Source organism: Aquimarina algiphila (genome assembly GCF_947494415.1).
Classification (GTDB): Bacteria; Bacteroidota; Bacteroidia; order Flavobacteriales; family Flavobacteriaceae; genus Aquimarina; species Aquimarina algiphila.
In genome coordinates this window covers 1-14,113 of the sequence record NZ_CANLVC010000013.1, presented here as the reverse complement: position 1 = coordinate 14,113, position 14,113 = coordinate 1, and the positions used below count along the sequence as shown (strand labels likewise).

General features: G+C 32.2%; 14 protein-coding genes and 1 tRNA gene. 6 read left to right on the top strand and 9 right to left on the bottom strand.

Annotation, left to right across the window (positions count from 1 at the left end; all coding sequences use genetic code 11):
* Entirely contained in the window at positions 1-783 is a 783-nt protein-coding gene (locus PQF96_RS27035) for a S1/P1 nuclease (RefSeq protein WP_271770085.1), read from the bottom strand.
* A 295-nt stretch (positions 784-1,078) separates the two neighbouring features.
* Here PQF96_RS27035 and PQF96_RS27030 point away from each other — a divergent pair, with 295 nt between their 5' ends.
* From PQF96_RS27030 to PQF96_RS27005, 6 genes are all read left to right on the top strand, one after another.
* Positions 1,079-2,005, top strand: a complete 927-nt coding sequence (locus tag PQF96_RS27030; RefSeq protein ID WP_109437975.1) for an alpha/beta hydrolase — start codon at positions 1,079-1,081, stop codon at positions 2,003-2,005.
* 39 nt (positions 2,006-2,044) lie between these two features.
* On the top strand, positions 2,045-2,851 hold the full coding sequence (locus tag PQF96_RS27025; protein WP_271770083.1) for a Cof-type HAD-IIB family hydrolase: 807 nt from the start codon (positions 2,045-2,047) through the stop codon (positions 2,849-2,851).
* A gap of 2 nt (positions 2,852-2,853) precedes the next feature.
* Entirely contained in the window at positions 2,854-4,758 is a 1,905-nt protein-coding gene (locus PQF96_RS27020; RefSeq protein WP_271770081.1) for a M61 family metallopeptidase, read from the top strand.
* Between the two features lie 63 nt (positions 4,759-4,821).
* Entirely contained in the window at positions 4,822-6,126 is a 1,305-nt protein-coding gene (locus tag PQF96_RS27015; protein WP_271770079.1) for a DUF819 family protein, read from the top strand.
* Positions 6,127-6,185: 59 nt separating this feature from the next.
* Entirely contained in the window at positions 6,186-6,926 is a 741-nt protein-coding gene (locus tag PQF96_RS27010; protein ID WP_109437971.1) for a DUF4369 domain-containing protein, read from the top strand.
* 137 nt (positions 6,927-7,063) lie between these two features.
* Complete coding sequence (locus tag PQF96_RS27005) at positions 7,064-7,279, top strand: hypothetical protein (RefSeq protein ID WP_109437970.1); 216 nt, start codon at positions 7,064-7,066, stop codon at positions 7,277-7,279.
* Between the two features lie 207 nt (positions 7,280-7,486).
* On the opposite strand, the gene PQF96_RS27000 is transcribed toward PQF96_RS27005, so the two are convergent.
* The 8 genes from PQF96_RS27000 to PQF96_RS26965 all read right to left on the bottom strand — a co-directional run.
* Positions 7,487-7,560, bottom strand: a tRNA-Thr gene (locus PQF96_RS27000).
* A gap of 59 nt (positions 7,561-7,619) precedes the next feature.
* Positions 7,620-7,886 carry a hypothetical protein gene (locus PQF96_RS26995; protein ID WP_109437969.1) on the bottom strand — a complete coding sequence of 89 codons (267 nt, stop codon included), beginning with the start codon at positions 7,884-7,886 and terminating at the stop codon, positions 7,620-7,622.
* 89 nt (positions 7,887-7,975) lie between these two features.
* Positions 7,976-8,437 carry a peroxiredoxin gene (locus tag PQF96_RS26990; RefSeq protein WP_271770077.1) on the bottom strand — a complete coding sequence of 154 codons (462 nt, stop codon included), beginning with the start codon at positions 8,435-8,437 and terminating at the stop codon, positions 7,976-7,978.
* 2 nt (positions 8,438-8,439) lie between these two features.
* Positions 8,440-8,850, bottom strand: a complete 411-nt coding sequence (locus tag PQF96_RS26985; protein WP_109437967.1) for a 6-pyruvoyl trahydropterin synthase family protein — start codon at positions 8,848-8,850, stop codon at positions 8,440-8,442.
* The gene (gene idi / locus PQF96_RS26980; RefSeq protein WP_271770075.1) at positions 8,847-9,365 is read right to left on the bottom strand and encodes an isopentenyl-diphosphate Delta-isomerase; all 519 of its coding nucleotides are present in this window, start codon (positions 9,363-9,365) and stop codon (positions 8,847-8,849) included. The genes PQF96_RS26985 and idi overlap by 4 nt, the downstream gene beginning before the upstream one ends.
* 152 nt (positions 9,366-9,517) lie before the next feature.
* The gene (locus PQF96_RS26975; RefSeq protein ID WP_271770073.1) at positions 9,518-11,479 is read right to left on the bottom strand and encodes an OmpA family protein; all 1,962 of its coding nucleotides are present in this window, start codon (positions 11,477-11,479) and stop codon (positions 9,518-9,520) included.
* Between the two features lie 27 nt (positions 11,480-11,506).
* Positions 11,507-12,463, bottom strand: a complete 957-nt coding sequence (locus tag PQF96_RS26970; RefSeq protein WP_271770071.1) for a PorP/SprF family type IX secretion system membrane protein — start codon at positions 12,461-12,463, stop codon at positions 11,507-11,509.
* 52 nt (positions 12,464-12,515) lie between these two features.
* Positions 12,516-14,113: DUF7507 domain-containing protein (locus PQF96_RS26965; protein WP_271770069.1), on the bottom strand; the 1,598-nt coding region annotated here is incomplete at its 5' end.

The window sequence follows — 14,113 nt, the reverse complement described above, 5'->3', positions numbered from 1 at the left end:
CTAACCAAAAATTTCATTTAGAACCTTTGCCAATCGTATTCCTCCTTTTTGTAGTTGTTTACGTGCCAATGGAAAATAGTTATACATGTACTGATATCCTAACTTTTCACCTACTTCTGCCGAGTTATATACTTGTTTTGCTAACGCTTGCGATTCATGAACCCAATCCAAAACCGAACCATCCCGAATCGCTTCTAATTGAGTTTTAGACAACATATCTGTATTAACAGATAATTCTGTATAACTCATCCCGTAATGCTCTATCATCTCGCTGTCCCAAACCCGATGCAAGTTGGATCCATCTCTAAACCAACGCACCTGAATATCATTTCCACCCTTATCTTCTCCTCTACCTACATGAAGAGGTTGATGTAAATCTCCAATAAAATGCACTAACATTTTCAAATGAAATGCTGCATCTGCTTCAGATGATTGTTCATCTTTAAGTACCATAATACATTTTTCTATCCCTTGTACTAAATCTCCAAATTCGCTAGGGGTATCCTCTCCATATTTTTTATCAAAAGAAAAATTGACATAATGCCATGGGCTATATCCTTTATATTTCTTATCACTTTTAATATCATCTGCAAAATTAGAAACCAAAGCTAAACTTTGTCCTTTTAGAAGCTTATTTATATTGCGTTTTGCTTTCTTACTTAAATATCTTTCTGCAATCTGACCTGTAGCTCGATGTCCTTTTTTACCCCAATCATATTCTGCAGAAAATCCAGAAGTAGTAATTATTAATAGAATAAGAAGTATCTTATATTGATGTTTCATGTATTGTTTATTGTTTTTAGTTCTTTGATAGGATAATTTGTATAGAAATTATTTTCGAAACCTCAAAAAATCGCATCCATACTCATTTCATTATTTATAATTTTGAAGCAAAGATAAAAAAGGGTATGTTAGTGTTACGTTAAAAAATAATGAGATAATAACTCTTAGAATTGAAAACTATAAAAAAGCAATTTACCCAAATCAAAATATGCCACCCAGTTTATCGTTTCATTTATTAGTGTCAATTATAATAAACACTTATTTCTTATTTACCTCATAATAAATCTATGGAACCATGAAAAACAAAGTCTTTCTATTTCTTATCCTGATGACCTTTACCTGCATGGCTCAAGAGAAAGAATTTAATTCTGCAATAGTTAAAATAAACAAGTTTTTAGAAGGTTCTTTGGTAACACCCTATTCTGATCAGGATGTCCCCTTGGTTATTTTTATAATGGATTCTGGTGCTATTAATAGAGATGGCAACGATAGAATGTCTAAAAATGATACATTTAAGCGATTGGCGTATGAATTAGCTAAGTCAGGAATAGCAACCTATCGATATGACAAAAGACTTTTTAGAATAGACGCTCTAGGCATCCGGGAGCATGAAATCTCTCTTGATCATTATATCGAAGATGCTAAATCTGTGGTGAACTATTTTACCAAAAACAAGAACTATAAGAAAATTATTCTTTTGGGTCATGGTCAAGGTTCACTAGTAGGAATGATAGCTGCTCAAACTAATGTTGATGGTTTCATTTCGATTGCTGGTAATGCTTTATCTATCGATCAGGTAATTATAGAACAAATAGCAAGACAAGCACCTGGATTAGATAAAAGTGCATCTGTAGCATTTAAGCAATTAAAAGAAAACGGAAGAGCTACAGGTTATGATCCTGCTCTAGAATCTATTTTTGGATATAATCTACAACCTTTTATGAGATCATGGATACAATATGATCCGTCAGAAGAAATTTCAAAATTAGAAATACCAATATTAATTATTCATGGAGATAAAGATATACAAGTAGAATTATCACAAGCAGAAAAATTAAAAGAATCTGCTCCCCAGGCAGAGTATACTATTGTAGAGAACATGAATCATATTTTAAAAGAAATTAAAGGAAATAGATTAGAAAATCATAAATCTTATAATGAATCCTGGCGAAAAATTATGCCAGAAGTTATCAGCAGTATCGCTAACTTTGTAAATCAATAGTGTATTAGAAAATTATTTAACCAAATCCCAAAACGCTTAATGCCACATCGCATTGTATTCTCTGATATTGATGGAACGTTATTAAACGCTGAAAGAGAACTTTCAGAATTCACGATTTCAGAAATTAAAAGAATTAAAGACACAATACCTGTAATACTGATTTCTTCTCGTATGCCCAGCGCAATGATTCACCTACAACAAGAATTAGATATTACAACAGAACCTATAATATGCTATAATGGTGGTTTAATCTTAGTTGATCATAAACCTATTCATTCAACTTTTATCACACCAGATATTATTGAAAAGCTTAATGATTTTAATAGCGAGCAAAAATTTCATATTAGTTTATATCACAATGATGATTGGTATGTCCCAAAAATGGATTTTTGGGCTAATCGAGAAGCAAATAATACAAAAGTCAATCCCACTGTAAAACCTACAAAAAGTGTAATTCGGGAATGGAAAGATCATAATATAGGCGCACATAAAATTATGTGTATGGGTGAAGAAACTTACATTGACGAAGCGTATTTGTTTTTAGAACAAAATTTTGGAGATATATTACATCTCTATCGTTCTAAAGCTACATACATTGAAATAGCACATAAAAGTATTTCAAAACTAACAGCAATTGAAATTTTGCTCAACTCTCATTTTAATATCCCTATCGCAGATACAGTTGCATTTGGAGATAATTATAATGATATTGCTATGCTTAAAGCAGTAGGTACTGGTGTGGCTGTGGCAAATGCAAAACCAGAAACATTACAAATAGCAGATAGTATTACCCTTTCTGGAAAAGAAGATGGAGTAGCAACCTATATTAAAAAAAATATTCTATAACTGTGCAAAGAACGATTGAAAAAATAACAACACTAGTATTTGCATTTGCTATATTTAACCTGTCCTCGGGCTGTAAAACAACAGAGCAGCCTATAGCCCAAATAAATACTTTGCCCATTATTGCTTCAATAGATCTTATTAATGTAGTAGATGATAAAGTAAAAGTAGAAATCAAAGTAAACAATCTGGATGCAGATACTTTAAGCTACTATCTTCCAAAAATCGTTCCCGGGACTTATCAAAATAATAGCTATGGAAAATATGTTGAAGATTTCAAAGCCTATGATGCTTTAGGTAATCCACTATATGCACAAAAATTTGGTGATAATCGTTGGAAAATAAATAATGCAAGTAAACTTAGCAAAATAACATATTGGGTCAACGATACTTTTGATTCTGAAACTACTCATGATGTTTTCTCGCCTACAGGTTCTAATATTTTGAAAGACAAAAATTTCATTTTAAATCTGTACGCATTCATTGGTTATTTTGATGGAATGAAAGAAAACAAATACAATTTATTTATAAAACACCCTGAATCTTTAAAGGCTTCTACTTCACTTGAAAAAAACATCATAAAAAATGCTGAAGCTAACCCAGCTTCAGATAAGATTGATTTCTTTAGTTTTGACCGATATGCAGAAGTTGCAGATCATCCAATTATGTATTCTAATGCAGAGAATACAGTTACATTTACTGTAAATGGAATAAACGTATTACTAAGCGTCTACTCTAATAATTCGACTCATAAAGCAGAGAGATTAATGCCCCAGATCGAACGTGTGATCAGGGCACAAAAGAATTTTCTTGGTAATATTAATTCGACCCAAAAATATAGTATTTTACTGTATCTTTCTTCTTCAAAATCAAATGATGCGAGAGGTTTTGGAGCACTAGAACACAATACATCTACAGTGGTTGTCCTTCCTGAGTCGCTTTCATATGATAGACTTAATAAATCCCTTACCGATGTCGTGTCACATGAGTTTTTTCATATTGTAACACCTTTGACTATACATTCTAAGGAAATTCGTGATTTTGATTATAATACACCTAAAATGTCTAAACATTTATGGCTGTATGAGGGTACCACAGAATACTTCTCCCTATTATTTCAAATTTCGCAAGGCCTGATCTCCAAAGAAGACTTTTTTGAAAGGATCTATGAGAAAATAGAAGCTTCTAAAGCATTTGATAATACCATGTCTTTTACTACAATGAGTAAAAACATTCTTAAAGATCCGTATCGTAAAAATTATAGGAATGTATATGAAAAAGGCGCATTAATCTCTATGTGTATTGATATTATCATGCGCGAAAAAAGTAATGGTTCTTATGGTATATTAGATTTGATCAAAAATCTATCGACTACATATGGTATTGATGTTCCATTTGATGATGATGAATTGATCAAAACCATAGAAAAAGTATCTTACCCAGAAATTAGTGCATTTTTACAGCAACACGTTGTGGGAAACACTCCTATTGATTATGAATTCTATTTGAAAAAAGCTGGGGTAAAATATGGATTAAAAAACATTCCATCTTCCTATTTCATCTTTGAACAACAACCATTTGTAACAGGGCTGGAAGCTACCAAGGAAGTTATTTTTACTTCAGACACCCCTTTTAATAGTTTTTTAAAAGGGCTTGGAGTTACTCAAGGCGATGTTTTACTGAGTATTAATAAGAAAAAATATAAGCTTAAGAATATCTATGACTTATTTGGTGATTCTAATAAATGGAAAATAGGGGATCAAATAACGTTTAAGATCAAAAGGAATGATGAGATCATAATTCTTAAATCCAAAGTAATCGAACCTACCGTAGAAAAAATTATAATTGAGCTCAACCCAAACGCTTCTGAACAACAAAAAATAGTATTAAAGAAATGGATTAATGATTAAAAGTTATAATTTCTAAATTAATCTGTTTCATAAACAATATCATTTAAAATTAAATACCTCATAATGGAGAATTCACCTTTTTTTACAGATGACACTATTGTTTTTGGAATTATAATGCTTTGTTTAGGGTTGGTATTTTACACCTCTTCTATTAAAACAAAATTCTGGACCATATTCTATAAATTTGTTCCTACAGTGCTATTATGTTATTTACTTCCTGCAATTTTTAATTCATTAGGTATCATCTCTCCAGACTGGAAGGAATTAGATGCAAATGGAGATTTAGTCGAAAAGTCTTCTAATGTATACTACATCGCCAGTAGATATTTGCTCCCTGCTTCATTGGTATTAATGACATTAAGTATAGATCTTAAAAGTATCTTTAACTTAGGTCCAAAAGCATTAATTATGTTCTTTACAGGAACAATTGGTATTATCATTGGAGGCCCTTTGGCTATACTACTCATCTCTATATTCTCGCCAGAAACTGTAGGTGGAGCAGGATTTGATGCGGTGTGGAGAGGTTTATCTACGCTTGCTGGCAGTTGGATTGGTGGTGGTGCTAACCAAGCGGCAATGCTAGAAATTTATGAATACAATCCCGACAAGTATGGAGGTATGGTATTAGTAGATATTGTGGTAGCTAATATATGGATGGCTATTCTATTAATTGGTATCGGAAAAAGTAATCGCATAGATCGTTGGTTAAAGGCAGACAATAGTGCTATTGAAGCTCTTAAACAAAAAGTATCAACCTATGCTGATAGTATTACAAGAAACCCATCCTTAACAGATTATATGATTATGCTTTCTATAGCATTTGTGACTGTAGGACTAGCACACTGGGGAGCTGACGGAATATCTAATCTCTTATCTAATAACTTTGAAATCTTTAATGATAGAACCTCTGCATTAGCATCATTCACTTCTAAATTTTTCTGGATGATTACAATTGCAACGGCTATTGGTATTGTATTATCATTTACCAAAGCCAAGGAATATGAAGGTGCAGGAGCTAGTAAATTAGGTAGTATTTGTATTTATATTTTGGTAGCTACAATTGGTATGAAAATGGATTTAGGTATGATTTTCGAAAACCCAGGACTTATTGCCATTGGTTTAGTGTGGATGACTATTCATGCTGTACTACTTATAGGTGTAGCCAAATTGATAAAAGCTCCCTACTTTTTCCTTGCAGTTGGTAGTCAGGCTAACGTGGGAGGAGCCGCTTCTGCTCCAGTAGTTGCTGCTGCATTTCATCCTTCATTAGCAACCGTTGGTGTACTATTAGCCGTTTTTGGATATGTAGTAGGTACTTATGGTGCTATTTTATGTACAATATTGATGCAAATCGCTTCTGGAAGTTAGTATTTCAATCTAAATTGTAGCATATTTGTGATCCCAATTAAAAAACCAAAAAATTATAAATGAAGTATTTTTCGATCATATTATTTTCATTCATTTTCTTAATGAACTGTAGTTCTCCTAAAAAAGGAAACGTTACCATTACAGGTAATATAAAAGGGTTAAAAAAAGGTACTATTTACTTACAGAGAATCCAGGATACAATTTTAGTAAATATAGATTCTATTGTAATAGAAGGAAATTCTGAGTTTATGTTTACATCTGAAATAGAAGAACCAGAAATTCATTATCTATATCTTGACAAAGATGATGGAGCACAATATAATGACCGTATTGATTTCTTTGCAGAACCTGGAGAGATTACCATTACTACTTCTCTCAATGATTTTGAAAATGATATAAAAATAACTGGTGGTAAAAATCAGATGAAATTTCTTGAGTATAAAAAAATGCTTAAACGATTTAATGAACGAAATCTAAGGCTAATTAAAGAGGATTTTGAAGCTAGTAAGCAAAAAGACGAGGAAAAACTAATGGAAAATGATGAGGCATACAAAAAGTTAGTACGCCAAAAGTATCTATATACCATTAATTTTGCTGTAAACAACAGAAAACTAGAAGTAGCTCCTTATATAACGCTTAATGAGGTTTATGATGCTAATATAAAATTCTTGGATACTATTGCAAAATCACTAAGTCCAAAAGTAAAGAAATCACTTTATGGGAAGCAATTGATCAAATATATCAAAGATCGAAAAGCAAAAGAAGCATTGATTGAAGCTCAAAACGATTCATTAAAATAATAATCCAATTTAATTTCTGAAACCTTTTTTAAGTAAATTTTATAAGTCTTTGTTATAAATTGTTAATTGAGGTATTCCAGTATCTCATTGATTACTTTTTTTCTTAATTTAACATTGAAACTTAAAACCTAAGAATCATGTTAAAAACCATTTTAAATTTAGAAGGAACAAAAAAACTGAAAAAGGATCAGCAAAAAGCAATTAATGGAGGTCTTAGACCAATACTTCGAAGATGTTGTGATCCGGCATTACAATGCTGTACAACAACTCATGTTGCATTAAACAACCCTAGTTGTGGAGCTACTTATACTCCAGGGTGTTCATATCACGCATCAAACGGTTGCTGTATTTAAAAAATGTTTAGAATTTCACTTTGTTTTTTTGACATTGAGTTTTCCTAAAACAGAAAAATCTAAAGATCAATCGGATAAAAAAAGTCCTGAATACATATATTCAGGACTTTTTTATATAGAACTAACCCTTCGACTACTTCTCGTCCTCAAAAGCGGATAGTTTATTAATAAAAAAAGTTCTAAACTTTTACATTTAGAACTTTATAGAGCCGATAGAGGGACTCGAACCCACGACCTGCTGATTACAAATCAGCTGCTCTAGCCAGCTGAGCTATATCGGCAAAAACGGTTGCAAATATAATTTCTACAACCCTTTTTACAAATATTTTTTAATAAAATTTTATAAAGAATTTACTTTTTCTACCAGAGCCTTAGCTGTTTTTTCTAAATCTTCTCGAAGCGATTTAAAATGTTTTGCTGGATTTTCAAGTTTACGTTCGTTTGCTCTTGCCATAAATCCATCAAATGACGTTATTGCTTCATCAATAATAGCCTCTCCTGATGCATTGTCTTTTCCAGGGTTATTTAGTTCCCACACATAAACTTCTTCTATAATATCTCCTAAAACGTAGTTTATATCTTTCTTAAGATCTCTTTTGTTTGCCATTTCAAATTTGTTTTATGCAAAATTAGTGTTTTCAATTTAATATCAGTTTGTAAAAACTCCTTTAGTGATTAAATTATCTCTTTTATGGACTACACTGCCATGATTTCTTTAATTTTGGCAATTACTTTACCCAAATGCTTGGAAGCATTCATGCTATTAAATTTTAATTGTACTATTCCTTCTTTATCTATAACATAAGTTTCTCTTCCGGGCAACAGACCTAATAATTCTGATTTAACTCCAAAAAGTCTTTTTAATTTTCCTTTCGAATCTGATAAAAAAGTATAAGGAAGATTATATTTTTTCTTAAACCTTGTATGTGATTTTATTCCATCAGAGCTAACTCCAATTACTTCTGCTCCCAATGATTTAAAATCGGCATAACTATCCCTAAAATCACAAGCCTCCTTTGTACAACCTGGAGTGAAGTTTTTTGGATAAAAATAAATCACTACAGCTTCTTTACCTATTATGTCAGAACTCTGAAAATCTTCTCCATTATCTCTAACTGCACTAAATTCTGGAACCTTATCTCCTACTTTTAACCCCATAATTATTTACCATCATATATTACAAAATTACGAGGAGTTTCATATAACGTAACTTCCAAATCATATACTAAATTAATCTTGTTTCGTAATCTATTCCATATTACAACAGCAATATTTTCTACGGTAGGGTTTGTATCTTTAAACTCTTCTACTTCTTCATTAAGATTTTTATGATCCATATACTCTTCAACCTCTGTTTTGATATAATCTTTAAGAATCTTAAGATCCATCAAATACCCTGTTTCTGGATCAATGTCACCTATTAATGCTACAATAAGTTCATAATTATGACCGTGGTATCTTGGATTACTGCATTTACCAAATACTTCAAGGTTTTTTTCATCACTCCAATCTTTTCTATACAGTCGATGTGCTGCATTAAAATGCGCTTTTCTACATGCTTTAATCCTCATAAGGTTATATGTGAGTAAAATTTTTCGAAAATAATTTTAAACCATTCTGTATATACTTCAGGATGTTCTGAAATATCATGTTTTATGGCTTCAATAGGCATCCACTTCCAATCCGCAACTTCATCTGGATTAATAATAGGATCATCTTTATATTTTCCGATTAGTACATGATCGTATTCATGTTCTGTTAATCCATTATCGAAAGGCGCTTTATATATAAATGAAACAGAATCTTTTAACGCTGTAGTAAATCCCATTTCTTCTTGCAATCGCCGTATTCCTGCTTCGATATTACTTTCACCGTTCCTTTGATGACTACAACATGTATTTGTCCATAGTCCAGGTGAGTGATATTTATGAAGAGCTCTTTGCTGAAGCATTAATTCATTATTATCATTAATAATAAACACTGAAAAAGCTCTGTGTAATACTGCTTTTTGATGCGCTTCTAATTTGGGCATCAACCCAATTTGCTCGTCATTTTCGTTAACTAAAATAACTTTTTCTTCTTTCATTGTATTTTATTACCTCAAAATTACAAAATCATACCTGCAATTCATAATCTATATGATATATCAAACCTAATTTGATAATTGATATACAATATAAAAAACGCCTTACAATAGTAAGACGTTTATATTACAAACAATAGGATAAAAGTTATAAATTATTTTACAATAATAAATTCACTTCGCCTATTTAACTGATATTCTTCTTTTTTACAATTAGTATCATTACCACAATCATTAATTGGTTTGGTTTCACCATATCCTTTACCCTCTAATCGATCAGATGATATTCCTTTACTGATCATATACTTCACTGTTGATTTTGCTCTTCTTTCTGATAAATCCAAATTGTATGCATCATCACCATGACTGTCTGTATGTGATCTTACTTCTATTTTCATCTCTGGATATTGATTCATGACTTCTATAACCTTTGCCAGTTCGATCGCGGCATCCTCTCGTACATAGTCTCCATCAAAATCAAAATAAATAGGTTTCAGAGATAAGACTTTTGCTAAATCATCTCCAATATCAGCCGATTTGATCTTCTTTTCTAAAGCAAGTGGGGCATCCAAAGTCTGTGTTTTATCCAAAGTATTCACAAGTTTCTCTAAAGTCACATATTCTTCTTTCTCGGCTCGTACAAAATATTTAGATGTACATTTTACAATTTGTGAATAAGCTGCATCATCGCCAACCACAAAACTTTCAATAAGTGTGTTGTTATTATCATAAATAGAAACTTTAGTCCCTGGTAACAATTCATTAGTATCCTTATCAGTAACTAACCCTGCTATAGTAATCTCACAAAAATCTTTTAAATCCTCTGTCTGTACAAAACTATAGATATCATCTCCTCCTTTTCCTCCCTGACGATTAGATGAAAAATACCCTCTTTTTGAAGTATCATTGACAATAAAGGTGAAATCATCTTTTGAACCATTTACAGGTTTTCCTATATTAACTACTAGTTTTTCTTCTTTAGTTTCTGGGTTAAGACGTGTAACAAATATATCCAAACCACCTAAACCAAGATGTCCATTTGATGAAAAATAGAAATCATCGTTTACACTAATAAAAGGAAATGTTTCTTTACCTTCTGTATTTATTCTTTCTCCTAAGTTTTCTGGAGTACCAAAGCTACCATCTGCATTAATATCAACTTTATACAAATCAGACAATCCTTTACCTCCTGGCATGTCAGAAGAAAAATATAATGTCTTTTCATCCAAACTTAAAGTTGGGTGAGCAACAGAATACTCATCACTATTAAATGGTAAATTTTGTGGGGTAGTCCATCCTCCTTTTGAATTTTTATATGAACGATAGATTTTTAATTTATTCGTTCCTTTTTGATCTCGTCCAAACCTACCTTTTTCAAAATTGTTTCTTGTAAAATAAATAGTTCGCCCATCTTTTGTAAAAACTGGTGTTGACTCATGAAATTTCGAATTCAATTTTCCTCCGAACTTTTTTGCTTCAGAAAGTGTATTATTTACAGAATCGTATTCTGCTTCAAACAAATCCAGAAAAGCCTGATCATTCCATTGATGAACATTTTTATTAAAAACTAAAGTATCTCTAGAAGAGCTAAATACTATCTTTTTACCAAAAAAAGCAACTCCAAAATCAGAAAACAAGGAATTAACAGATGAGTTTTCTATCTCATATCTTCCAGATTGAAATTCAATTTTTTCCAGATAATCTGATCCATTTCTAAACAACTCAGCACGAAGATCATTATCACTAAGCTCAGTAAATTTTTGCATATATTTATCTGAGTCTGTATATCTTTCTTCACTTTTTAAGGTTTGTGCATATCTAAAGTAATATTCTGGTTCTACCTGGTCTGGATAAGAATCGACTAACTCTCCATACCATTTTAATGCTTCTTCAAATTGACTATTGAAATAATAGCTATCACCTAGATTCATAAAAAGATCTGCGCTTCTATATCCTTTTTTAACAACTTTAAGATATGTTTGCTGAGCATCAATATATTGATATCTATCATATTGACTTTTGGCTTTTTGCATTTTTTTCTCCTGAGAAATAAGAGTATTACTCACAAAAAAAAGAAATATAAAAACCAATATTGGTTTAAGTAAATATTTGACCATGATTTACTATTTACATTTAAAACGTCATTAAAAGAAACGTGGGGTTAACATTCTATTGTATTTTTTAAAGAGCTCGAATCGCAACATAACTTCATAACTTCCATCATTAAACTGTGTTTGCCCTAACTGTGTAGTTTCTCTATCGTATGCAAAACCTATCATCATTGAGTCAGATATTTGGAAACCAATTGTACCTGTTACTGCAGCACTCCATCGATATGCTGCTCCTAAGGTTAAACGATCATACAATAAAAAATTAGCAGAAAGATCTACTTGTAATGGCGCTCCAAAGACTAATTTAGTTAAAACAGCCGGTTTAAACTTAACATCTTGATTTATATCAAAAACATGACCTGCTATTAAATAATAATTTATTCTTTCCTCGGCTAAGAAACTTACCGCAGTACTATTACTATCTGTTGTACTCTCATCAAAGTGATCTGTTTCTAAAAGGTTTGGAGCACTTAAACCAACATAAAAACGATCTGTATGATAGTAAACTCCAGCCCCTACATTAGGACTAAATTTATTGTCTATATTATTCTCAAACAAAGCATCATTACCATTAAACTGCGTTAATCGCTGAAAATCTACATTTAAAAGATGACCTCCTGCTTTTATTCCAAAACTTAGTTTACCTGTATCTGATGTTGGTATTGTATAAGAAAAGTCAATATCAAAATATGTTTCATCAGTTGGTCCAATTTCATCGTTTACTATAGATAACCCCAGACCTAAACGTTCGCTGTCTCCAATTGGAGTATTGAGAGTTAAGGTTTGTGTACGTGGGGCACCGTCTAAACCTACCCATTGACTTCTATGCAATCCCATTATACTAAGTACACCTCGGCTACCTGCATATGCAGGATTAACACTAATAGTATTGTACATATACTGTGTATATTGCGCATCTTGTTGAGCACTAACGGTAGTCATGGAGAAACCAAAAGCCACCAGTATACATATTGTTAATAGTTTATTCATAAGTATTTAATTCGATTTAGGGAATAACAAATATATAATATTCCAAATACATTTATTTATTTATATAAAGGTAACCCGCTTTAGACTTACTTATTCCATTATTATTTTCATACTGTAGCACATAATAATAGGTTCCAACAGGCAGTTCTTCTTTTTCTCTTATTGTTGTTCTTCCTTCACTAATACCAACAAAATAACTAACACCTGGTTGTTCATAGCCATCGCGTTCAAACACCTTAACTCCCCAACGGTTAAATATTTGTAATGTGTTTTTTGGGAAATCCTCTAAGCCAATTATTCTAAATTCGTCATTAACACTATCCCCATTAGGACTAATTCCGGTATATATTACAATATCGTCTTCCAAATCGAATATATCACCAATCGGAGTAATAGTTTCATCTTCTGCATCCCCATCATTATCTAAGTCAATATCAGTATCATTTAATGGATCATCAGAAGCATCTATGACATCATTACCATTTATATCTTGCCCTGTTACAGTTGCCTGATTTGTCACACTCCCATTTAAGATATCCTCTTCTGTTAGAATATATACTCCTGTAAAAGTAGCTGTATCTGGTGCTTGCCCCACTGATAAATCAATCGGTCCTCCTTCTATCACCACTCCTGGTAATGGATCTTCTAATATTATATTATTAATGTCCACATTTCCAGTATTTTCCACAGTAAATGTATATCTAATTTCATCTCCAACATTAGGTACTTCATCATCGTTTGCATCTACATATACTCCTAACTTAGTTAATGCAAGGTTTGGTAATTGTTCTATTATGGTAATTGTTGGATCATTTGTCGGATCACCATCCCCATCTTCATCAATAGTTTCATCTCCACTATCTGATACATCTACAACATCATCATTACTTGGGTTTTGTCCAATTACCGTGGCACTATTAATTACCTCTCCTAAATTAATATCAGCTTGAGTAATTGCATAAGTTGCGGTTACCACTCCTGTTTCATTAGGAGCTAATGTACTTGGTACAACCGGCAGATTTACACTTTGTGTCAAAACATCATCAATAACTATATTACTTATTATAGTATTTCCGGTATTTCTTACAGTAAATGTATATGTAATCACATCCCCTGCTAAAAACCCATCTGTTATCGCTGTTTTTATTAGAGACAATGAAGATGTTTCATCATTATCTATTATCGTTCCGGTACCTGTTGTACCGCCAACACTAAGTGTATAGGTCTCATCTGCCTCATCGATAGTATCTTCTTCTCCGCCATTCGTTACTGTAAAGCTCGTTACTCCGGCTGGGATAATAACGCCATCTCCGGCAACATTGAGTGTTACACCATTACTAAAAGTAGGTGGGGTATCATAATCAGCAGTCACAGTAGCTGTAACATCAGTAATACTAAAAGGGAAGTTGGTCACACTTGAACTCCCATTACTTAAGGTAACGGTATGCACTAAGTCAGTGCCTTCGGTCTCTGATTCGCTAGTCACACTGGCAATCGTTGGTGCGTTATCATTATCTTCTATCGTTCCGGTACCTGTTGTACCGCCAACACTCAGTGTATAGGTCTCATCAGTCTCATCGATAGTATCTTCTTCTCCGCCATTCGTTACTGTAAAGCTCGTTACTCCGGCTGGGATAATAACGCCATCTC